12 protein-coding genes are annotated in these 22,729 nt (G+C 67.4%); 7 read left to right on the forward strand and 5 right to left on the reverse strand.

Annotated elements, in window-relative coordinates:
* Positions 1-17: 17 nt before the first annotated feature.
* From ACOYYX_RS34370 to ACOYYX_RS34380, 3 genes are all read left to right on the forward strand, one after another.
* Positions 18-3,152, forward strand: coding sequence for a c-type cytochrome (locus ACOYYX_RS34370; protein ID WP_422927171.1), 3,135 nt, complete (start codon positions 18-20; stop codon positions 3,150-3,152).
* Between the two features lie 193 nt (positions 3,153-3,345).
* On the forward strand, positions 3,346-4,173 hold the full coding sequence (locus tag ACOYYX_RS34375; protein ID WP_422927172.1) for a helix-turn-helix domain-containing protein: 828 nt from the start codon (positions 3,346-3,348) through the stop codon (positions 4,171-4,173).
* Between the two features lie 132 nt (positions 4,174-4,305).
* Positions 4,306-5,706, forward strand: a complete 1,401-nt coding sequence (locus ACOYYX_RS34380; RefSeq protein ID WP_422927173.1) for a serine hydrolase domain-containing protein — start codon at positions 4,306-4,308, stop codon at positions 5,704-5,706.
* A 454-nt stretch (positions 5,707-6,160) separates the two neighbouring features.
* Here the strand turns inward: ACOYYX_RS34380 and ACOYYX_RS34385 are convergent, their stop codons facing one another.
* Entirely contained in the window at positions 6,161-7,639 is a 1,479-nt protein-coding gene (locus ACOYYX_RS34385; protein WP_422927174.1) for an efflux RND transporter periplasmic adaptor subunit, read from the reverse strand.
* Positions 7,636-11,067 carry an efflux RND transporter permease subunit gene (locus ACOYYX_RS34390; RefSeq protein ID WP_422927175.1) on the reverse strand — a complete coding sequence of 1,144 codons (3,432 nt, stop codon included), beginning with the start codon at positions 11,065-11,067 and terminating at the stop codon, positions 7,636-7,638. The genes ACOYYX_RS34385 and ACOYYX_RS34390 overlap by 4 nt, the downstream gene beginning before the upstream one ends.
* Positions 11,068-11,667: 600 nt before the next feature.
* Between ACOYYX_RS34390 and ACOYYX_RS34395 the strand changes: the two genes are divergently transcribed.
* Entirely contained in the window at positions 11,668-12,312 is a 645-nt protein-coding gene (locus ACOYYX_RS34395; protein ID WP_422927176.1) for a hypothetical protein, read from the forward strand.
* Here the strand turns inward: ACOYYX_RS34395 and ACOYYX_RS34400 are convergent.
* The 3 genes from ACOYYX_RS34400 to ACOYYX_RS34410 form a co-directional block, all read right to left on the reverse strand.
* On the reverse strand, positions 12,267-14,030 hold the full coding sequence (locus ACOYYX_RS34400; RefSeq protein WP_422927177.1) for a TolC family protein: 1,764 nt from the start codon (positions 14,028-14,030) through the stop codon (positions 12,267-12,269). The two genes, ACOYYX_RS34395 and ACOYYX_RS34400, sit on opposite strands and share 46 nt — an antisense overlap.
* Positions 14,031-14,236: 206 nt before the next feature.
* The gene (locus ACOYYX_RS34405; RefSeq protein ID WP_422927178.1) at positions 14,237-15,913 is read right to left on the reverse strand and encodes a hypothetical protein; all 1,677 of its coding nucleotides are present in this window, start codon (positions 15,911-15,913) and stop codon (positions 14,237-14,239) included.
* Between the two features lie 286 nt (positions 15,914-16,199).
* Positions 16,200-17,804, reverse strand: a complete 1,605-nt coding sequence (locus ACOYYX_RS34410; protein ID WP_422927179.1) for a glycerophosphodiester phosphodiesterase family protein — start codon at positions 17,802-17,804, stop codon at positions 16,200-16,202.
* A 238-nt stretch (positions 17,805-18,042) separates the two neighbouring features.
* Here ACOYYX_RS34410 and ACOYYX_RS34415 point away from each other — a divergent pair, with 238 nt between their 5' ends.
* The 3 genes from ACOYYX_RS34415 (at position 18,043) to ACOYYX_RS34425 (ending at position 22,437) form a co-directional block, all read left to right on the forward strand.
* The gene (locus tag ACOYYX_RS34415) at positions 18,043-19,569 is read left to right on the forward strand and encodes a N,N-dimethylformamidase beta subunit family domain-containing protein (protein WP_422927180.1); all 1,527 of its coding nucleotides are present in this window, start codon (positions 18,043-18,045) and stop codon (positions 19,567-19,569) included.
* Positions 19,570-19,852: 283 nt separating this feature from the next.
* Positions 19,853-20,257: a BlaI/MecI/CopY family transcriptional regulator gene (locus ACOYYX_RS34420; protein ID WP_422927181.1), complete on the forward strand. Its 405-nt coding sequence runs from the start codon at positions 19,853-19,855 to the stop codon at positions 20,255-20,257.
* A gap of 80 nt (positions 20,258-20,337) precedes the next feature.
* Positions 20,338-22,437, forward strand: coding sequence for a M56 family metallopeptidase (locus ACOYYX_RS34425; protein WP_422927182.1), 2,100 nt, complete (start codon positions 20,338-20,340; stop codon positions 22,435-22,437).
* Positions 22,438-22,729: the final 292 nt, after the last annotated feature.

Here is a 22,729-nt window from a genome sequence, read left to right on the forward strand (position 1 = left end):
CCCTTGGAGCGTTCAACGTGCCCGGCCTCCTTCCCAAGCATCGATACTCGTCGCTCGTCCGCGGCTTCCTGCTGGCGGCCGTGGTCGCGGCCCCGGCGCTCGCCGTCGCCGCCGAAGACACGCGCTGGTTCAGCCAGAAGCCCGAGGTGGCCGACTCCTCCGACTCAGGCAAGCCCCTCCCCGCCGGCGTCCCCAACCCCGCGCTCGAGCCCCTCAAGCAAGGCCCCGCGCCGCAGTGGATCTGGGGCAAGGACATCAGCCGCCGCTACTTCCTCCGCACGAACTTCGACGGCGGCACGAAGTCGGCCGCGATCCGCGCGGCGGCCGACGACAAATTCACCATCTTCCTGAACGGCCGCCGGGTCGCCAGCGGCACCGCCTGGAACACCCCGGTCGACGTCGACATCACGCGCGAGGTCCGCAACGGCAAGAATGAGCTGATCGTCGAGGTCGAGAACATGGCCGGCTCGCCGGCCGGCCTCGCCCTCAAGCTCGCCCTCACCGGCGCCGACGGCAAGACCCGCTACGTCGTCTCCGACGACTCGTGGCGCGCGGCCGAGGCCCGACGTTCGCGAGACTGGGCGGCCGTCCAGACCTTCGGCGCGATGGGCGTCGCCCCCTGGAACGACGTCTTCGCCCAGCCGATCCAGCCGCCCAAGACGGCGCAGAACATCTTCCAGGTCCTCCCCGGCTACAAGGTCGAGCTGCTCTACACGGTGCCCCGAGAGACCCTCGGCTCGTGGGTCTCGATCACGTTCGACGACAAGGGGCGGCTCATCGCCAGCGACCAGGAGACGAAGGGCCTCTGCCGGATCACCCTGCCGCCCGTCGGCAGCGACCAGGAGACCAAGGTCGAGCACCTGAAGCTCGACATCACCTCGGCCCAGGGGATGCTCTACGCCTTCGGCAGCCTCTACCTCTCGGTCAACGGCGGCCCCGGCAGCGGCGTCTATCGCGCCCGCGACACGGACGGCGACGATCAGTACGACAAGGTCGAGAAGCTGGCGTCGATCCCCGGCGGCGGCGAGCACGGCCCCCACGCCCTGCGCCTGACGCCGGACGGCAAGTCGATCCTGATCGTCTGCGGCAACCACACGCTGCCCCCCGAGCACATCAGCTCGAGCCTGATCCCGACCAACTGGGGCGAGGACATGATCCTCCCCCGCCAGTGGGACGCCAACGGCCACGCGGTCGGCATCATGGCCCCCGGCGGCTACGTCGCCAAGTTCGACCCGGAAGGGAAGAACTGGGAGATGGTCAGCATCGGCTACCGCAACTCCTATGACATGGACCACAACGCCGACGGCGAGCTGTTCGTCTACGACTCCGACATGGAGTGGGACTTCGGCATGCCCTGGTACCGCCCGACCCGCGTCAACCACGCGACGAGCGGCAGCGAGTTCGGCTGGCGGAGCGGCACGGGCGTCTGGCCGGCGTACAACGTCGACAGCCTCCCCCCCGTCACCGACATCGGCCCGGGCTCGCCGGTCGGCGTGACCTTCGGCTACGGCGCGAAGTTCCCGGCCAAGTACCAGAAGGCCCTGCTGATGTGCGACTGGACCTTCGGCACGATGTACGCCATCCACCTCGAGCCCGAAGGCTCCAGCTACAAGGCCGTCAAGGAAGAGTTCCTCTCCAGGACGCCCTTGCCCCTGACCGACGTCGCCGTCGGCCCCGACGGTGCCCTCTACTTCTCGGTCGGCGGCCGAGGCACGCAGTCCGAGCTCTACCGGGTCACCTACACCGGCGACGAGTCGACCAAGCCGGTCGACGCCCGCGACCCCAGGGGCGCCGAGCTCCGCGACCTCCGCCACAAGATCGAGGTCTATCACCGCCGCGCCGAGGACCAGGCGAAGGCCGTCGCGTTCGCCCTGCCGTACCTCAAGCACGAGGACCGCTTCATCCGTTATGCCGCCAGGATCGCCCTGGAGCAGCAGGAGCCGAAGTACTGGCAGGACCAGGTCCTCGCCCAGAAGGATCCGGAAGCCCTGATCCTCGGCGCCGTCGCCGTCGCCCGCCAGGGGGACAAGTCGCTCCAGCCGAAGGTCCTCGAGGCCCTCGACCGGATCAACTTCGAAGGGCTCGACGAGTCCAGGCAGCTCGACCTCCTGCGGGCCTGGGACCTGACCTTCATCCGCATGGGTGAGCCCGACGCGGCCACCGCCGCCAGGCTCTCGAAGAAGCTCGACCCGTTCTTCCCCTCGAAGCTCGAGAAGGTGAACCGGGAGCTGGTCAACCTGCTCGTCTACCTGAAGTCGCCGACCGTCCTCGCCAAGACGATCGCCCTGATGGAGAAGCCGAGCGAGGCGACCTCGGTCGAGGTCTCCGACCTCATCGCCCGCAACGAGAACTACGGCGAGCCGATCGCCAAGATGATCGCGAATCGCCCCGACGCCCAGAAGATGCACTACGCCCTGGCCCTCCGCAACGTGAAGGAAGGCTGGACGGTCGCCGAGCGCAAGTTCTACTTCAACTGGCTCAAGGAAGCCCACAAGTGGAGCGGCGGCGCGAGCTACCACGGGTTCGTCAATAACATCGACAAGGAGGCCTTCGAGAATGCCTCCGAGGCCGAGCGGCTCGTGATCGAGTCCTCCGGCGCCCGCAGCCCGTATCGGGCCAAGGACCTGCCCAAGCCGGCCGGCCCCGGCAAGGACTGGACCCTCGACGAGCTGGTCGCCCTGACCAAGGACCCGCTCCACGGCCGCAACTTCGCCAACGGCCAGCGCACCTTCGCGGCGGCCCGCTGCGTGGTCTGCCACCGCTTCGGCGGCGACGGCGGCGCCACCGGCCCCGACCTCACCCAGGCCGCCGGCCGCTTCGGCTTCAAGGACCTGAGCGAGGCCATCATCGACCCGAGCAAGGTCGTCTCCGACCAGTACCGGGCCACCGCCATCGCCACCACGAGCGGCCAGGTCCACACCGGCCGGATCGTCGGCGAGAACAAGGACTCGATCACGATCCTCGTCGACCCCGAGGACTCGACCAAGATCGTCGTCATCCCCCGCGGCGAGATCGACGAGATGACCCCCTCCAAGGTCTCCCTCATGCCGGAGAAGCTGCTCAACAACCTGAACAAGGACGAGGTCCTCGACCTCCTCTCCTACGTCCTCTCGCGCGGCAACGCCAAGGACCCGATGTTCCAGAAGAAGTGAGCCCGGCTCACGTCTTCAACGGTTGATTCCGAGAGGCCCCGGGGCACACGCCCCGGGGCCTCTTTTTATTTTCAGACTCCCATATCCGAACCTGATTCATCGAGCCGGGATTCACGCTGTCGCCGCCAAGACCGCCGGGTTACGATGGGGCCCCGTCGCGGCCGACAACGTCGAAACCTTGGGCCCATCCGTCATGGCGACCAGGCTTGCCCCCGGCACCTTCTTCGGGCAGACGCAGAGCAAGATCCAGGTCGCCGGCCTGACGTTCGACGAGTCCGTCTACGCGGCCGGTCACGACCTCTACCTCCCGCCCCACGCCCACGAGGATGCCTTCCTCCACCTCATGGTCGAGGGGATTTGCGAGGAGTCCTACGGGCGGGTCAAGAAGGTCCGGGAGGCGGCGAGCCTCGGCTTCCACCCGGAGGGGGAGCCGCACTCGAACCGCTGGCACGAATCGGGCGGGCGGGTCTTCCACATCGATATCTCGAAGGCCCGCGCCGACATGATCCGCGAGCACGCCCCCTCACTCGACCGCCCGGCCGAGCTGATGACTGGCGTCGCCCCCTGGCTGGCCCGGCGGCTCTATCGCGAGTATCGCCGGCCCGATGGGGCCTCACCGCTGGCGCTCGAAGGGCTCGCCCTCGAAGTCCTGGCGGAGACCTCGCGAGGCCCCGCGATCCCCCACGACCTCACTCCCCCGCGCTGGCTCGTCCGGGTCCGCGACCTTTTGCACGACCGCTTCGCCGACGACGTCTCGTTCGACGAGATCGCGGCCGAAGTCGGTGTCCACCCCGTCCATCTCGCCCGCTCGTTCCGCCGCCACCACGGCTGCACGCCGGGCGAGTATCTCCGCAAGCTCCGGGTCGAGCATGCCTGCCGGACGCTCGCGACGACCGGCACCCCCCTGATCGAGGTCGCGCTGGCCTCGGGCTTCTCCGACCAGAGCCACTTCACGCGGACCTTCCGCATGCAGATGGGGATGACCCCCGGCGAGTTCCGGCGGATCTTCCGCGGGCGTTAACTGCGTGACACGCGAAGTTCATCCCGAGCAAGATCGGCGACCCCCACCGACCTTAAACTGATCGGCCGAGTGGATCTGGTCCACCGGGCCCTTGCGCACTCCTGGACGACCCGACGAAGGGATACCCTCGCCATGAACGTTCGACTCCGAGCGACCTTGCTCGCCCTGGCTTTCCTCACGATGCCCGCGACTTCCTGGGCCGATCCTCCCTCGTCCGCGATCGAGGAGGCGGGCCCGAAGGTCGACGCCTACATCAACGCCCAGATGAAGCGGCACCGGATCCCGGGGCTCTCGCTGGCGGTCGTCAAGGACGGCAAGATCATCAAGGCCGCGGGCTACGGCCTGGCGAACGTGGAGACGAACACGCCCGCGACCCCCGAGACCCGCTACAAGATCGCCTCGGTCAGCAAGCCGATCGTCGCGACGGCGGTCATGATCCTGGTGCAGGAGGGCAAGCTTGGGCTCGAAGACAAGGCGAGTCGATACCTTGAGGATACCCCCGAGGCCTGGAAGGACATTACCGTCCGCCAGCTCATGAACCACACCTCGGGCCTGGTGGAGGATCCCCCCGGCTTCGAGCCGTTCAGGATCAAGCCCGACGCCGAGGTCATCCGCTCGCTCTATTCCAAGCCGCTCCTCTTCAAGCCGGGTGCGGGGTTCAGCTACTCCAACGCCGCCTACTTCGCGCTCGGCGAGATCATCCGGAAGGCGAGCGGGACCCCCTGGGATGAGCTCCTCCAGGCCCGCGTCTTCGGCCCGACGGGCATGTCGTCGACTCGCACGACGACCACGACGGAGATCGTGCCTCAGCGAGCCCGTGGCTATTCGCTCAAGGAATGGCGGCTCATCAACGCCGAGGACTGGGTCGCAGTGCGCCCCAGCGGGGCCTTCCTCTCGACGGCCGTCGACCTGGCGAAGTGGGACCTGGCCCTCGACGCGGCCGAGATCCTCCCGAAATCGAGTCTTGAACAGATGTGGGCTCCGACCAAGCTCTCCGACGGCAAGGTCGTCCCCTATGGCCTCGGCTGGACCGCGGCCCACTGGCAGGGACACCGTCAGATCAGCCATAACGGCCACCTGCCGGGCTTCCTCACCCAGTTCCAGCGGTTCCCCGACGACCGCTTGACCGTCGCCCTCCTGGTGAACACCGAGAAGGCCGACACGAACAAGCTCGCCCTGAACGTGGCCGGCCTCTATGTCCCCGAGCTGACGCCGCCGCCCCTGAATCCGATCGCCGACACCGAGCCCGAGGTCACCGCGAAGGTCAAGTCCTTCATCGACGGCTGGGTCGCCGGCAAGCTGGATCTGAACCTCTTCACCGAGCCCCTCCGCAAGCGAGTCGCCGAGTCTCCCCCCTCGAATGAGCTAGGCTGGCCGGGGACGATCGAGTCGATCGCCCTGGTCGAGCGTCGCGCCCACGACGGCGGCCGCGAGTATCGCTATCGGGTCAACTATCGCGACTACAGCCTGATCCTCGTCTGCAACCTCGACGGCGAGGACCGGATCACCGGGTTCGGGACCCAGCTCGATTAGCGCGTGCCCGACCACTCGCTTTTGCGTGGCCTTTGTATGGAACAACCGCGGACGCGCTACAGCCGGAGGCCACGCATTATCCTCGCCCCAGGCTCATCATCCGGGTAGCCGCGATTGGAACAATCGGGGTCGCGCAGCGACAAGAGGCCAACCGCAAACTTGCCAGGCCGAGCCCATAGGCCTATTCGATTTTGCGGGCGTTCAATGATGGCCAAGGCCCATTCCCCCGGCCAATTCTGGGTTGCGTGGGCCTTGGATCGACAAGGCAAACGGGGAACGGCCTCTGATTTCGTCAGAGGCAAATTGCATCCAGCCTCTTGTCGCTGCGCGACCCCGATTGTTCCAATCGCGGCTACCCGGAAAAAAGAGTCGAGGCGCATGGAAAAGCCGCGGCTCCGAGCGGGACTGAGGGATTCCCAGGGGCTGGAGCCGCGGCCTCGGACTCATCAACCCATCAATCCGCCTTGTGCAGCAGGCCCGCGCCGGCGACCTTGGTCTGGCTGGTCGCCTCGTCGACGTTGACGGGGCCGCCGTCGGTCAGGATCGAGAGGTCGCCGACGATGACCTTCTCGGAGCCGTCGAAGGGGACCCACTGCTCCTCCTTCGGCGATTCCTTGGAGGACGGGACGCGTCGGTTGGTGACCTCGACCGACTCGCCGTTGCTCACGCCGATCTGGATCTCGGTCAGCCTGGCCTTGCCCCCCTCGTACTGCCAGCAATAGACCTCGTCGCCGATGTAGGCGAGGGCCCCCTGCGGGATCGCACGGACCTCGGGACGCTCGATGATCACCTTGCCATAAGCATACATGCCGGGGAGGATCTGCGCGTCGGTATTGGGCAGGTCGATCTCGACCCGCAGGGTGCGGCTCTTGGTGTTGAGCGCCCAGGCCGTGCGGGTGACCTTGCCGTCGATCAGCTTGTCGCGGAAGGCCTTGACCATGACGGTCGCCCTGGTGCCGACCTTGACGTAGTTGGCGTCCTGCTCGGGGACGTCGACGAAGACGCGGACCACGTCCGTGCGGGCGATCACGTAGATCGGCGCGGCCTTGGCCGCCGAGATGTCGGGGGCCTGGCGGTCGGCCGAGGGGTCGCCCGAAGCGGGGAGGACGAAGTCCCCCGTGTTGGCGTTACGGGCGACGATGATTCCGTCATAGGGGGCGGTCAGAGTCAAGTAACCGACCCAGGCCTCGAGCCGCTTGGCCTCGCTCTCGGCGAACGTCAGGCTCGCGCGGGCGACGGTGACGTCGGCGTTGGCCTCGGCGAGGTCGGCCTCCCTCGCGAGCAGTTCCGCCTTCGTGGCGAGGACCTTCGAGCCCTGCGCCTCGTACATGGCCTTGTACGACTCGAGCTGCCTGGTCGACTCCCCGAGCACCTGGGGGTCGATGACGCCCCCTTCCTTCTCGCGGGTGAGCCGCTTGACCTCGGAGTCCCAGCGCGCGACGTCGGCCTTGTACTTGTCCAGGGTCGAGACCGCCTCGGAGACCCTCGCGTTCGCCGCCTTGACCTCGGCCGAGGCGACGTCCACCTTCTTCAGCCTGAGGTCGATCCGGGCCTTCGCCACCAGGACGTCGGCCTTCTTCGACTCGAAGTCCTGCCGCATCTCGGGGACGAAGAGGGTGGCGAGCACCTCCCCCTTCTTGACCTTGTCGCCGATGTCGACGATCCACTTCTCGATGTACGCCGTGACCTTGGGATAGATCGGCGTCTGCTCATACGCCTCGACGAAGCTCGGCTGCCCGACCACGCGGGTGATCTTCCTCACGGCCGGCGCGACGACGCTGACCGTGGGGGGCGTGGCGACGCTCTTCGTCTCCACCGGGGCCTTCTTCCCGCCGCAACCGGCCGCCGCGAGCCCCGCCAGGGCGCCGAGGATGAGTCGGCGGCTGCCGGCGGAACGGATCCGCATAAGAGGCATCAAGGCGCGACGCATCATCGTTCGTCTCCGGACAAAGGGGGTAGTTGCAGGGGAGGGATCGGCCCGGACGGCTTCTCGGGGGAATCTGGGTGCGGAGGTGTCGGCGCAGGCCGAGGCGTCGGCGCGGAGCTCGGGATCGCGGAACCTCCGGCCGGGACCGAGAGCGGGTCGATCTCGCCGCCGAGCACGGCCAGGCCGTGCTCCGAGGTCCCGCCGTGCTCGCGGTCGGCGAAGACCAGCGGGTCGTAGTGGCGGCTCTCCGGGTCGTCGGGGTAGATCGACGGCGAGCCGGGGGTCCGCTTGCCGATCACCAGGGCGAACAGGGCGGGGAGGACGAGCAGGGTCGCCACGGTCGACATCAAGAGCCCGCCGATCACCGCTCGGCCGAGCGGGGCCTGCATCTGGCTCCCGCGCTCGAGGGCCAGGGCCATCGGCACCATGCCGATCGTCATGGCGCACGCCGTCATCAGGATCGGCCGGAGCCGGTCGCTGGCCCCCTCGGTCGCGGCCTGGACCGACGGCGAGCCCTTCTTCCAGTGCTCGACCATGAAGGTCACGAGCATGACCGAGTTCGACACCGAGACGCCCAAACACATGATCGAGCCCATGAACGACTCGATGTTGAGCGTCGTGTTCGTCACGAAGAGCATCGTCGCGATCCCGGCGAGCACCCCCGGCACCGCGCCGATCGAGATGAGCGCCGTGCTCGGCGACTGGAAGTAGGCCGTCAGCAACACGAAGATCACGAAGACGGCCACGCCCAGGCCGATCCCGAGCGACTTGAACATCTCCAGCATCGGCGGGAGCTGCCCCATCGGGATCACGCGGACGCCTCGGGGGGGCTCGCCCGCCGCGTCGATCGCCTTGGCGACCTGGTTCGACGCCCGGCCCATGTCCGTCCCCTCGACGTTCGCGGTCAGGGTCAAATATCGCTGGGACATCGAACGGTCGATCTCGCCGGGCTCGACCCCTTGCTTGACCGTCGCCACGTCGCGGACCATCAGGTTGACGAGCGGGTTCACGTTGTCGATGGGGAGCGTCTCGATCTCGGCCGCCGAGTTGAGCCGGCCGGGCGGGACGAGGACCTCGACGAGGTAGTCGAACCCGGTCCTGGCGTCGACCCAGTAATTCACGGAAGTGAACCGGGTCGAGGAGGTCCCCATGACCAGGACCTTGCCCACGTCCTCGACCTTCACGCCGCTGAGCCCGGCCTTCTCGCGGTCGATCTCGACGTCGACGGTCGGGTAGTCGAGCGTCTGCTCGAACTGGATGTCACGCAAGGTCGGGATCTTCTTCATCTCGTGGGCGATCTTCGTCGCGTGCTGCCGGACCATCTTGAGGTCGGTGCCGACGACCTGCACGGCGATCGGCGTCATCGAGCCGAAGCTCATGACCTCCGTCACGATGTCGCCCGGCTCGAACCCGAAGGTGGACGTCTTCGCCTGCCGCAGGGCGTCGGTCTGCGAGAGCCCGCCCTTCTCGAGCCGCTTCGCCAGCCAGGGGATCACGCGCTCGGGGAGGACCTTGCGGAGCCGCTCGCGGAATTCGTTGAGCTTGATCCCGCTCTCCTCCTTGAGTGCGATCCGCAACTGGCCGTCGTCTGGGCCTCGCATGAACAGCAGCATGTTGTTGATGCCGAAGTTCGGCGCGACCTGGCCGACGTAGCCCATCGAGATCTCGATGTTCTCCGGCTTCGCCTCGCGCTCGATCTCCTCCAGGCACTTCACCGCCATCTCGCGGGTCAGTTCGAAGTTCGAGCCGGCCGGGGGCCTGAACCGGAGCACGAACTCGCCCGAGTCCACCTGCGGGAAGAGTTCCGTCCCCACCTGCATGCCAAGCAGCCAGAGCACCAGCACACAGGCCGTGAGGTAGCCGGGGATCACCAGCCATCGCAGCCGCACCGACGCCCCGACGAACTTGCCGTAGACCTTCAGCAGCTTGGCGAAAAGGCCCTTCGATTCGTCATGATCCCCCATGTGCTTGAGGAGGCTCACGCACATGATCGGCACGAACGTGCTGGAGAGCACGTAGGACGAGATCATCGCGAAGCCGACTGCCAGCGTCAGGGGCATGAATAGAGACCGCAAGGGGTCGCCCATGATGAACGCCGGTATGAACACGGACAGGATACAGAGCAACGCCAAGAGCCGAGGCACGGCCGTGATCAGGTTCCCGTGCAAGACGGCCGTCGCGACGTTGTGCGTCGACCGCATCTGGGCGTGGACGTTCTCGACCTCGACCGTCGCCTCGTCGACGAGGATGCCGATCGCCAGCGCGAGCCCGCCCAGCGACATGATGTTGATCGTGTTCCCGGTCAGCCACAGCCCGACCATCGACCCGAGCAGGGCGAGGGGGATGTTCGAGACGACCACGATCACGCTCCGCAGGTCGCGGAGGAAGAGCATGATCATGAGCCCCGTGAGCGTCGCGCCGATGAGCCCCTCGCTGGCGACGCTCTTGACCGCCTGGACGACGGTGGGGGACTCGTCGAACTCGAAGCTGACGGTCACGTCCTTGGGCACGACGTCCCGGAACAGCTTCATCGACTTGCGGATGTCGGCGACGACCGTCAGGGCCGAGGCCGTGTCCTTCTTGATGATCGGCAGGTACACCGACTTCTTGCCGTTGACCAGGGCATAGCCGTACGTGATGTCGGTGTCGTCCTGGAAGTTCGCCACGTCGCGGAGGTAGACGTTCTTCTCGAGCCTGAGCGGGATCTTCCCGAGGTCCTGGATGTTCAGGACCGTCGAGTTATTGGAGACCAGCGGCATCGTGTCCTTGACGTACACGTTCCCCTCGGGGATGACCGTGTTCCCCTGCGCCAGGGCCTGCACCACGTCCTGCGGGGTCAGGTTGTAGTCCCGCAGCTTGTGGGGGTCGACCCGCACGAGGATCGACCTCATGTTCGGGCCGAACGGGGAGATCGCGACGGTCCCCGGGACGTACTTCTGCACGAGCGGCCGGATGATGTTCTGCGCCAGGTCCCCCATCAGGCCGAGCGAGGTCGTCTTGCTCTCGAGCACGAGGTAGCCGACCGGGACGCTGCCGGCGTCCATGCGCATGATCATCGGCGGCAGGGTGCCCTTGGGCATCCACGACATGGCCCGGTCCGACATGGCGACCACCTGCGCCATCGCCTGCCCCATGTCCGTGCCGGGATAGAATGACAACTCGCAGAGCGCGACCTGCTGGATGTTGCGGGTGTCGATGTCCTGGATGCCGTCGACGTACTGGAAGTACAGCTCGAGCTGGTTGACGATGAACCCCTCCATCTGGGAGGGGCTCATTCCCACATAATCGAGGTAAACATAGATTTTCGGCGTGTTCAGCGACGGGAAGATGTCCACGCGCATCCGGTTCAGCGCGAGGACGCCGCTGCTGATGAGGGCCACGACCAGCATGATCGTCGTGACGGGGCGGCGCATGGCGAAGACGATCGGATTCATTCATTCACTCCGGGTCGATTCGTGGCGGGCCCCTCATCGGGCGACGATCTTCGGGCAACGGCATCACCCCAAGCCCCCCACGTCGTCGCGAGCACGAGGGCGACGACCCGAGGGCCCTCGCGAGGCATCGTCGCGAGACGTGCTCCTATGTTTACCACTCGAGGATCGCGATCGCAAGCAACCCGGGGATCTCGCCTCACTCGGCGGGTCGACGGCTCTCGACAAGGCGGGCGGTCGAGGGGGGTCGGTCGTCCTCCGGCCGAGACGTTCGAATCCAGGGTTGGCGCCCGTCGCGAAGGCAGACAGGCACATCCCCTCGGGCCTCAAAGGTCCCCCAGAAGATCGCTCCATTCTGAGTGCGTCATGCGTGCTTGTCAAATGCGGCGGGTGCCGGGTTCCGGGCGTATCTCGAGGCGCACGGCGAGCCGGCCCCTTCGGCGCAATCGGCCCTTCCCGAAACATCGAAGCCCGCCACGCCCGGCCTACTCCCAGATGCGTGGTGTATATATTGAAGGTGAACCGACGGCGTCCGACGAAGGGGCTCGCGACCGTGGGCCCATCTCGGCTCGATCCGATCCCGCGGAGTGGAGGGAGTCTGCCATGGTTGCGACGGCGAAGGGCCTCGAACGCTCGGCCCTGAAGGCGCTTGCGCTGGCTTTGGGGATCTGGGGAACCTCGGGCTCGACCGCCTCGGCGACCCACCCTGGGGGCCACGACGGCATCGGCCTCTGGGGCGACTACGGCTACGGCCCGCACCTCGGCGAGACCTGCGGCATCGCCTACGGCAAGCCCTTCTACGGCGGCTACGGGATGGCCTACGGCTATCCCAAGCACCGCCCGAGCCCCGGCTGCGGCGTCCCCACCTACGGCTCTTATGGCCAGGGTTGCGGGCCGTCGCCGACGGCGGAAGGCTTCGCCGCCCCCCATTACGGCAGCTTCGGCAACTACACGGGCGCCCCGCCCGCGCCCGTGCTGACGAGCCTGGTCGCGGCCGAGGCCGAGTCGAAGTCGCTCCAGAACAGCACGCCCCCGAGGGAGATCCCCCTCATCGAGCGTGAGCTTCCCCCGAGGCTCCCCATGCCGACTCCCGACGATCCGGAGATCCCCAGGGCTCGACCCCTCCCCGAGCCCGACGGCCTCGACCGCAGCCGCCCCTCCGACACGGTGCAGCGCGGCAAGTGGAAGGCCGCGGGCGGGACTCAGCGCGTGGCAGGGGGTGGGCCTTCGCCGACGGGCGGCAGGTAAGCGGGACGCTCGGTGTTCACGGGCAGGATCTCTCCGGGCGGTTTCACGACCGCGATCTGCCGGGCCGGGTAGCCGAGTGCGTGATAGAGCGCGAACTGGGCCCGGTTGTACTCGGCGACGGTCGCGAAGTACTCGTCGAAGGCGATCTTCAGCTCCCGGAGCGAGAAGACCGTTTCCTGTGGGCGGTTGACCAGCACGAGCACGTCCCCCCAGCGGGTCGTCTCATGCAGTCCTTCATAGCTGCCGTCGAAGGCGACCATCGCCGATCGCAGGGCCTTCTCGGCCTGACCGACGCGGGTCGCCGCCGACTCGGATCGGGCATGGGCCTCGGTGACCTCGGCCGCGACCTTGTCCTGTTCGCGGAAAAGCTCGACGACGGCGTCGGATTGCTCGCCGCGCTGCTTCTTCACGCGAGCCACGTTGCCGATGCCGAAGGCGTCGAGCTGCCAGAGGAGCTGGAAGCTCGAGTCGAACCGGCCCGACCACTGGTTGAGGCTGCTGTTCGGCCCGATGCCGAAGACACCCGCCTGGATGTTCATGCCCCCCGAGCTCTGGAACCCGTTGAGCGCGACGACCGGCAGGACCGGGCGCATCTTCTCGCGGCGGACCCTGGCCTCGGCCGCGTCGACCTTCGCCCGATTGGAGGCGAGCTCGGGGCGCGTCAGCACGGCGACCCGCATCAGGTCGTCGAGGGTCTGCGAGGGGTCGATCAGCGTCAGTTGCATGTGGTCGTGCTCCTGGGGCACGACCACGGTCCGGGGGTCGAGCCGGAGGATCTGCGTCAGGTCGGCGCTGTGGACCCGCCAATCCTCGCGGGCCGAGTTCGCCATCTGCTCGATGTCCGCCACCATGTTGCGGGCGCGGTCGATCTCGACCCTGGGGACGAGGTCCTTGCTCAGGCGGGCGATCCGATCCACGAGGTCGTGCCCCCGCTTCACGGCGTAGAGCGTCCCCGCGTACTTCCCGCGCGACTCGTGGACCCGGAAGTAGGCGTCGGCCGTCATCTGGAGCGAGTCGTTCTTCGCGGCCTGGACGTCGAACTGGCGTGAGCGGAGCTCCTGCCTCGCGGCCAGCGGCTCGAAGATCGCATCCGTCAAATTGACGTACTGCGAGAGCGATCCGCCCGCGTAGAAGTAGTTTACGCTCGGCGAGGTGAGGATACCCTTGTTGAAGTCGGGGCCGCCGCCGTCGTGCCTGATGTAGTCGGCCGCGAAGTTGAGGGTCGGGACCCAGAGCAGCTTCGCCCGCGTGAGCTTGGCCTCGGCGATCCAGACGCTCGCCTGCGCCGAGGCCACGATCAGGGGGCGGGCATCGGAGAGCCGCAGGGCCGTCGCGAGGTTGATGGGGAAGCCGAGGTCGGTCGGCTCCAGCGGCCCCGCCTTCAGGTTCGCGATCCGGAGTTCCGCCGCCTTGATCAGTTCGTTGGGATCCCTCGATGTCGAGACCTTCGTCGAAGCGGTCGAGGCCCCATCCTGCTTGACCTGGATGGCCTTCGGCTTCGCCTGGGCCTTCGCCACGGCCGGCTTGACCGAGGCGGGCCCGGCAACCCTGGCGGTCGTCGCCTTGCCTTGCGAGGCCTGGCGGATCGGCGGCGCGGAGGCGCTGGGCCGCGCCGCGGGCGCGATCGCGGGTCGCGACGGCTCCGCGGCCGGGGATGGAGCGATCCCCGCGAGCAGAGGCGCCGCGACGAGGATGAGTGCCCTGGAGAACCGTCCCATCTCCCCCCCTCTTGGTCACGCAACTGGCCGGCCCGCCCGGAGAGGCCTACGCCGACATCCGGGCCCGGCGATCCGGATCCATCCGGGATCCGGCGGCCATCGGAGCGATCCGAATGTTGTGGTTGATGCGACCCGGCCCGGCTCGCGGAGGCCTCACTCCCTGGAGGTAAGGCTCCCGAGGTCGGGTCGGATCCCGATGGTCACGGTCAGCGGGTCGCCGGCGGCGGGCCTTCGCCCACGGGCGGCAGGTAGCTCGGGCGTTCGGTGTTCACCGGCTCGATCGGCCCCGGCGGATTGGCACAGGCGAGTTCCCTGGCCGGATAGCCGAGCGCGTGGAAGAGCTGGAACTGGGCCAGGTTGTACTCGGCCACCGTGGTGAAGTACTCGTCGAGGGCGATCTTCATCAACTGGAGGGCGAAGACCACCTCCTGCGGCCGGTTCACCAGCACGAGCACGTCGCCCCAGCGGGTCGTCTGGGCGAGCCCTTCGTAGTTCCCATTGAAGGAGATCATCGACGACTTGAGGGCCCGCTCGGCCTGGCCGACCCGCGAGGCGGCCGACTGGAGCCTCGCCTGGGCCCGGGTCACCTCGGCCGCGACGCGGTCCTGGACCTTGAACAGCTCGACGATGGCCTTCGACTGCTCCCCGCGCTGCTCCTTGACCCGGGCCATGTTGCCGATGCCGAAGGCCTCGAGCTGCCAGAGCGGCTGATAGCTGAGGTCGACGCGGCCGGTCCACTGGTTCAGGCTGCTGTTGGGACCGATGCCGAAGATCCCCGCCTGCAGCTCTTCATTGGGAGTCTGGAACCCGTTGATGAGGATGCTCGGCAGCAAGGGCCGGTTCTTCTCGCGGCGGATCCGGGCCACGGTCGCCTGCACGAGCGCCTGGTTCGAGGCCAGCTCGGGCCGGTTCGTCAGGCCGATCGGGATCAGGTCGTCGAGCGTCCGGTTCGGGTCGAAGAGTGTGATCTGCAGGTGGTCGTGCTCGAGCGGGACGATCACCGCGCGGGGGTCGAGCCGGAGCACCTGCGTCAGGTTCGCGCTCTGGACCCGCCACTCCTCGCGGGACGACGTCGCCTGCTGCTCCAGCTCGGCGACCATGTTCCGCGCCCGGTCGATCTCGATCCGGGGGACGAGGTCCTTGCTCAGTCGCGTGATCCGGTCGACGAGGTCGTGCCCCCGCTTCACCGCGTAGAGCGAGCCGGTGTACATGCCTCGATACTGGTGGACCTTGAAGTAGGCGTCGGCCGTCATCATGAGGGCGTCGTTCTTCGCCGTCTGGATGTCGGCCTGCCTCGACTTCAGGACCTGCCTGGCGGCCAGCGGCTCGAAGATCACGTCGGTCAGCGCGACGTTCTGCCACATGCCCGCACCGGCATAGAAGAAGTTCACGCTCGGTGCGGTGAGGATGCCCTTGTTGAAGTCGGGGCCGCCGCCGTCGTGCCGGATGTAGTCGGCGCCGATGTTGAGGCGGGGGATCCAGAGGACCTTCGCCCGGGTGAGCTGGGCCTCGGCCACCCAGGTGCTCGCCATCGCCCCTGCGACGATCAGGGGGCGGGCGTCCGAGAGCCGCAAGGCCGTCGCGAGGTTGATCGGGAAACTCATGTCCCCGGGCTCGAGCGGCCCCGGCTGCAGCCCCGCGATCTCCTTCTCCGCCGTCTTCTCCAGCCGGTTCGCGGCGGTCATGCCCTTCGGCAGTAGGGGGGCCGCCGTCGGGTCGCTGCCATTGGCGGCGAGGCGCCGGGGAGCGGGGGCCGGCTGCGGCCGAGCACTCGCAGGCCGCGAGGTTGACGATGGCGGCGATTGTGCGGGGCAGGAGGGGGATTCGACCCAGCAAAGCAGCGTCGCCGCCGCCAGGATCTTGGCGCGGGTCCGTCGTTCCATCCTTGCCCTCCCTGGCAAGACCCAATACGACCAACTTGACGACGGGTCGTCCTGACCCGGTCGTTCCGATCTCGAGGATTTATCGGCAGGTCGCGACGGACGGGATGAGGCGGGACGGGCCTTCTGGACGAACCGGATGCTGATGCGTCATACGTTTAGATTTCGCGGCATTCGCAGAATTTTCGGAGTCTTCACACCAACCCGCGAAATCGCCCCAATCGGCCAACTCGAAAGGCGTCCGGCGCCCCCCCCAATCTGAGCGGGTCGCCGGACGCATTGCGGTGGCTCAGGGCTGCTTCGCCGCGGCGGCGTCGAGGATCTCGAAGGCCCGCCAGACGCGCGTGGGGTGGTCGGTCTGGATCACGTCGATGCCCCACTCGATCGCCTTGAGGTAGTCGGCGACGTTCTCGTGCAGGCCGAGGGCGTCGGAGAAGACCCGGATGCCGTGGGCATGGCAGCGGTCGATGACCTCCTTCGAGAGGATCCCCCAGGAGGCGTCGACGGCGTAGGGCTTCAGCTTCGCGGCCAGCTCGTCGATCTGTTTCGGATCCTTGAGCGGCGGCATCAGGCGGATCTTGGGGTTGATCGCCTTGAGCTTCGCGAGGTAGTCGGGGTGCTGGTAGACGACCGACTCATCGGCGATCCCGTATTCCTCGATCTTCGCCGCGAGGGCCTCGGGGGTGATCTCCTTGGCGTCGAGGTAGACGTGGGCATGCCCCTTGAGGGCCTTGAGCCCGGCGTCGAACGTGGGGACCGGCTCGGTTGCGAAGAGCTGGCCGTACCAGGCGCCGGCCTCGAGCTTGGCGATGGCGTCGGCGGTCTGATTTTTGATGGGGCCTTCGCCGTTCGTCGTCCGGCCGAGGTTGCCGTCGTGGAGCAGGAAGAAGCGGCCGTCCTTGGTCGTGCGGATGTCGACCTCGACGTAGTCGGCGCCGAGGGCCTTGGCCCGCTCGATGGCCGGCATCGTGTTCTCGGGGGCGTACCACGAGGCCCCACGGTGGAAGGCGACCTGCGAGGCCTTGCGGACCTTGCGATCGACGATCGAACGCCAGAGGACGTCCTGCGGAAGGTCCGTCTGGATCCAGTCGGCCCCCGCCTTGATCGCGCGGCTCCAGACCTCGGGCTTGTCCCAGTCATTGCCGAGCACCTTGGCTTCGACCCGGACCCCCTTGGCATGGAACTGGCGGCAGACCTCCTCGGTCAGTTCGTTCGCGTCGACCTCGACGGCCGCCGGCTTGACCTTCGCGAGGAAAGCCTCGACGCCGTCGGCGGGGTGCCACTTCGCCAGGGTCGCCACGCGCCCCTGGGACAGGTCTCGGACCTTCGCGATCAGGTCCGCGGGGCCGAAGACCACGACCTGCGCCTGCATGCCGGCCTTGAGGATCTCGTCGACGATCTCGCCGGGCTCGCCCGACTTGATGTCGAGGCAGAGGTTGATGCGATCCTTGGCCAGGCCCAGGGCCTCGGCCAGGGTCGGCAGGCGGGTGGTGGCGAAGCGTCTGGCGAAGGAGCTGCCCGCGTCGAGATTGCGGAGGGTCTCGGCATCGGTGCCCTCGACGGTCCCTTTGCCATCGGTCTTGCCGTCGAGTTTAGAGTCGTGGGCCAGGAAGTGGACCCCGTCCTTGCTCCGCCTGACGTCGACCTCGACCCACTCCAGGCCGTCGGCGATCGCCAGCTCGATCGCCGGGGCCGTGTTCTCGGGGGCCTGGCGAGCGAGGCCTCGATGGGCCATGACCTGCACGGGCCTCGGGGGCTTGACCGGCTCGAAGAAGGTGAACCCCGGCCTGAACCCGTCCTCGCCCCGGGCGAGGCCCGCGCCGACGCCCGGCCCGACCATAAGCACTCCCGCAAAACACGCGACCAGGTGTGCTCGCAACGGATGTCGATCCATGAATCTCTCGCCGATCCCGAAAGGTGCCAGGCCTCGCCGATCTCGGGGAGGCCGAATCTCAACGACCCGGGCGGTCTCGTCGCTCGGCCGCGACTCGAGTATCGCCGAAACGAGGGGCCCGGATCCATGCAGGGGGGAGGCGCCATCATGGCATGATCGCCCCGGATCGAGTATGAGATTTGTTTGAAGTTTTCGAGTGGAGGCGGCGGAAGGCCCTGGATGGTTCGGAGCGACGACGATGACGCAAGGGAACGAAGGGCGGAAGTGGCGGCGACGCGAGGTACTCAAGACGGCCGTCGGCACCGGCGCCGTGGCGGGCCTCGGGCTCGAGGCTCGGGCCGCGGCGGCGGCGGGCGAGGTCGGGAAGGGGAGCCTGGTCCGGCTCGAGAATGAGAAGCCAGGCACCACCGACTGGCAACTGACGTACACGAGGGTCGACGCCGGCGGCTACCGCTGCCCCTGGGTCGAGGGCTACGTCACGCGGCAGAGCCTGAAGGCCGGCGAGACCCTCGAGGTCTGCGTCAGCACCAACCCGGCCGCCGCGTTCAGCCTCGAAATCTACCGGATGGGCTACTACGGCGGCACCGGCGGCCGGCTCGTCGGCAAATACGGCCCCTTCGAGGGCAAGATCCAGCCCGACCCGCCGGTCGGCGACGAGCGGATCCGCGAGTGCACCTGGACTCCCAGCCTCTCCCTCCCGATCCCGGCCGACTGGCCGAGCGGCGTCTACCTCGGCAAGCTCATCGCCCCCGACAACCGCTGCGAGAGCTACGTCGTCTTCGTCGTACGCGACGAGCGCAAGTGCGGGCTCCTCTTCCAGGTCTCGGATAATACCTGGAACGCCTACAACCGCTGGCCCGACAACTACTCGCTCTACGTCAACGGCAGGACCGACGGCCGCTCCTTGATGCCGGGCGTGAAGGCGAGCTTCGACCGCCCTTACGGCAAATATGTGCAAATCTATGACAACCCGCTGTCCCAGGGGTCGGGCGAGTTCCTGCTCTGGGAGTTCCCCTTCTACTACTGGCTCGAGCAGCACGGGTACGACGTCTCGTACATCGCCAACGTCGACACGCACAAGAATCCGCAGGAACTCCTGCGAGCCAGGGGGTTCCTCTCGGTCGGCCACGACGAATACTGGTCGCTCGAGATGTTCGAGAACGTCAAGAAGGCGATCGCCGAGGGGGTCAACGTCGCGTTCCTCTCGGGGAACACCTGCTGCTTCGTCGCCCCGATGACGGCGAATTCCGCGGGCCGGCCCGCGCGGAGCATCACCCGCGCCGGTCGCTACGGGGGCGTCATGGAGGTGGAGAAGCCGTACATGGGCCCGTTCCCGGTCGACGGCCCGAACGAGGCGACCCTCATCGGCGCCAGGACGATCAGCCCGTTCAACGGCTCGGGGGACTGGATCGTGACCAAGCCGGACCACTGGCTCTTCGCCGGGACCGGCATGAAGGCGGGGGACAAGATCCCCGGGCTCGTCGGCTGGGAGTTCCACGGCGACCCCGCGCCGATCCCCGGGCTGGAGGTCGTCGCCAAGGGGCCGACCAAGAACACCGGCGGGGTCGCCGCCGAGTTCACCGCGACGATCTACCCCGGCCCCAAGGGGAACCTCGTCTTCAACGCCTCGACCATCTTCTGGGCCCAGGGGCTCTCATCCCCCCCCGGCCACATGCCCCCGTATTCTCACTACGGACGCCCCCACGGCCCCGACCCCCGCGTCCAGAAGATCACCAGCAACCTGCTCGAGAAGTTCCTCGCCTGATCGGGCCGACGCCCGGGCCTGAGCACCCTCCGGCCCGGGTCCGCCCCGCCGAAATCTCGAAAAATCCCCGCCTCGATCCAAAGAATCGCGCCCCCGGCGCGAACACACGTTCGCGGCGCCTGGGTCATGCCGAGGTCCCCTCGCGCCCCGTCCCGACAGTCCAAGATCCCGAATCCAGAAATCTCGATCGCCGACGCTTGACGCCTTCTACGGATTGTAGTAGCCTCCTGTGGTCGCCTACTACAAAACGTAGTTAAGGCAACCGGAACGCGGAGTGTTGGGAGTGAACAAGGAGATCCGAGCCGACCTCAGCACGGCCGAGCGGGAGGTGCTCAAAGCCCTCTGGGAGCTGGGCACGGGGACCGTCCGGCAGGTGAACACCCTGCTGAATGGCTGGGGGAAGCGCTGGGCCTACACGACGGTCCTGACGCTGCTCTCACGCCTGCAAACCAAGGGTTACGTCGACAGCGACTCGACGGGCGTGGCCCACGTCTTCAAGCCGACGATGAGCCGGGACGAGATGCTCGAGCGGCGGCTGAAGGACACGGCCGACGAGCTCTGCAACGGCAGCGCGGCCCCCTTGATCCTCGCCCTGGTGAACGGGAACCGCTTCACGGCCGAGGAGATCGCGCGGTTCCGCAGGCTCCTCGACGAGGCGGGGGGGGGCCAAGGCCCCCCCAGGTCCTGAGGGCCGCATGCCGTCGGTCGAGCGTTGAACACATCTGACCCGTGATACGTTTCTGAGTCACAGGCAACGGGGAGGCTACGATGCTCTGGTGGTTCGCGGAGACGACGCTCATCGCGGGGATCCTCGCCCTCGTGGCGATGCTGGTCCCCCGGCTCGGTCGGCTCGGACCCGCTGCAAGGCACATGCTCTGGCTCCTGGTGATCGTCAAGCTGATGACCCCGCCCTTGATCCAGGCCTCCTGGCCCTTCGGCTCCTGGCGAGGCCTCGCGGGCGATGATGGGGCAGTGGTCGTCGCGATCGATCCGGTCGCCGAGGCCCGGCCCGAGGTCAAGGTCGAGGCCCAGGTCGTCGCCAATGTCGAAGCCGTGGTGCCGGTCGAGCCCTCCGAGGGGTTCGATATCGCCGAAGACGCCGAGGTCGCGGCGACGACGCAGGTCGCCTCAGAGGTCGAGTTGGTCGCCAGGCCGGTCGCGACGCCCCCGGCCTGGGCCGCGTTGAGCCGGGAGGAGGCCCTGCTCGGGCTCTGGATCCTCGGCTCGACGACATGGGGCCTGGTCCAGGCGGTCCGGATCCTGCGGTTCCGCCGCCGGCTCCGCTGGGTGAAGCCCGCGCCCGAATGGCTGAGGGAGGAGGCCGAGGCCATCGGCTCCGACTTCGGGGTCCGCGTCCCCGAGATGGTCGTGGTGCCGAACCTGGACGTGCCCTCGCTCTGGTGCCTGGGCCGGCCCAAGCTGATGCTGCCGCAGCGGCTCGTGGCGACGGAGGGGATCGAACGCTGGCGCGGAATCCTCGCGCATGAACTGGCCCACCTCCGCCGCGGCGATCACTGGATCGCCCGCCTGGAGCTGCTGGCCGGCCTGATCTGGTGGTGGAACCCCCTCTTCTGGTTCGCCAGGCACCGGCTCGACAACGAGGCCGAGCTGGCCTGCGACGCCTGGGTCGTCGCGATGCTGCCGGAAGACCGCTTCCGCTACGCCGAAACACTTCTTGAGGTGTGTGCCTCCTTATCAAATCGGACGCCGGCGCCCTTGCCCACGTTGGGCATCGGCGGGGCGGGCCGCCTCTTCGAGCGGAGACTGTCCATGATCCTTCACGACAAGGTCCCCTGCCGCCTCTCCCTCTCGTCGGTCCTCGGGGTCGGCATCCTCGGCCTCTTCGCCGCCCCGACCTGGGTCGCGGCCGATCCCCCCGAGCCGGTCGAGGTCAAGGTGGAGGCCAAGGTCGAGGCGAAGTCCGCGGAGGAGGTCAAGGTCGAGGCGAAGGACGCCAAGGACGCCAAGTCCGAGGCCGTCGAGGAGGTCGAGGTCGTCGTGATCGACGGCAACGATGACGGCGACGACGAGCCAAAGGCCCGCGTGACCCGCAAGCCGAAGATCGCCAAGGACGCGAAGGGCGGCAAGGATGGCAAGGCCCGGATCGGCGTCGACGTCGACCTCTCCGGCCTCGACGAGTTGCTCGGCCCCAACTCCGAGTTCTCCAAGGGCCTCGAGAAGATGTTGGGCGAGATCGAGAAGCAGTTCGGCCCCAACTCCGAGTTCGAGAAGAGCGTCAAGGAGATGGGCGAGAAGCTGGGCGCGGAGATGAAGGAGAAGTTCGGCCCCGGCTCCGACTTCGAGAAGCAGGTCCGCGAGAAGCTCGGCCCCGGCTCCGACTTCGAGAAGCAGCTCAAGGGCCAGCTCGGCGATCAGTTCGAGTTCCGTTTCAACATCCACAAGCACAGCGACAAGTCCCCCGACGGCAACCTCGACGCCAAGCGTCGCGAGGAGGCCCGCATCCTCCGCGACAAGGCCCGCGCCCTGGCCGACAAGTCCCGCGCCGAGGCCGACGAGTTCCGCAAGCTCCAGAACGAGAAGATGAAGGCCCTGCAGAACGAGCTCAAGAAGCAGAAAGCCGAGGCCGAGGCCAAGCTCAAGGAAGCCAAGAGCCAGGCCCTATTGGCCCAGGACAAGGAGGCCAAGGCCAAGCTCGAGAAGGAGAAGTCCGAGAAGCTCAAGGCCGAGAAGGAGAAGGCCAAGGTTGTGAAGGACAAGAAGGCCAAGGATAACACCAAGGCCAAGGGCAAGAAGGACGCCCGCATCAAGTCCCTCGAGAGCAAACTCAACGACCTCCTCAAGGAGCTGAAAGAGCTCCAGGACGAGGACGACGACAACACCGAGGCCGAGGCACCGGAATCGGTCTGAGCCATCGGCCCGATCCCGCATCCTGACTCAAGCTCAAAGGCGAGGTGCATCCCCAACGCGGGATGCACCTCGCCTTTGTTGATATCGATGCCATTATCCCTACAACATTCCTAAGGCATAGCAACATGAACTTACGAAACGTCAATCGCTCCTCATCCGCCGGTTTCAGCTCTTCGAGTCGCTTCTGATCAAGAAGTACGAGACTTCATGACTTTCAGGGAGGCGCGGATCGTCGCCGCTCCCATCAAGAGCCTGCGGAGCGGCTCCGCATGGGTCGAGGTCCATTTTGAGC

Origin of the sequence: Singulisphaera chitinilytica (assembly GCF_049331405.1) — a bacterium.
Classification (GTDB): Bacteria; Planctomycetota; Planctomycetia; order Isosphaerales; family Isosphaeraceae; genus PoT.

Bases quoted from the DNA above. Each gene is read 5' to 3' on its own strand.
- ACOYYX_RS34380 (WP_422927173.1), top strand. From the start codon at position 4,306: ATGAACGTTCGACTCCGAGCGACCTTGCTCGCCCTGGCTTTCCTCACG.
- ACOYYX_RS34385 (WP_422927174.1), bottom strand. From the start codon at position 7,639: ATGATGCGTCGCGCCTTGATGCCTCTTATGCGGATCCGTTCCGCCGGC.
- ACOYYX_RS34400 (WP_422927177.1), bottom strand. From the start codon at position 14,030: ATGGGACGGTTCTCCAGGGCACTCATCCTCGTCGCGGCGCCTCTGCTC.
- ACOYYX_RS34405 (WP_422927178.1), bottom strand. From the start codon at position 15,913: ATGGAACGACGGACCCGCGCCAAGATCCTGGCGGCGGCGACGCTGCTT.
- ACOYYX_RS34410 (WP_422927179.1), bottom strand. From the start codon at position 17,804: ATGGATCGACATCCGTTGCGAGCACACCTGGTCGCGTGTTTTGCGGGA.
- ACOYYX_RS34425 (WP_422927182.1), top strand. From the start codon at position 20,338: ATGCTCTGGTGGTTCGCGGAGACGACGCTCATCGCGGGGATCCTCGCC.
- ACOYYX_RS34395 (WP_422927176.1), top strand. From the start codon at position 11,668: ATGGTTGCGACGGCGAAGGGCCTCGAACGCTCGGCCCTGAAGGCGCTT.
- ACOYYX_RS34390 (WP_422927175.1), bottom strand. From the start codon at position 11,067: ATGAATCCGATCGTCTTCGCCATGCGCCGCCCCGTCACGACGATCATG.
- ACOYYX_RS34415 (WP_422927180.1), top strand. From the start codon at position 18,043: ATGACGCAAGGGAACGAAGGGCGGAAGTGGCGGCGACGCGAGGTACTC.
- ACOYYX_RS34375 (WP_422927172.1), top strand. From the start codon at position 3,346: ATGGCGACCAGGCTTGCCCCCGGCACCTTCTTCGGGCAGACGCAGAGC.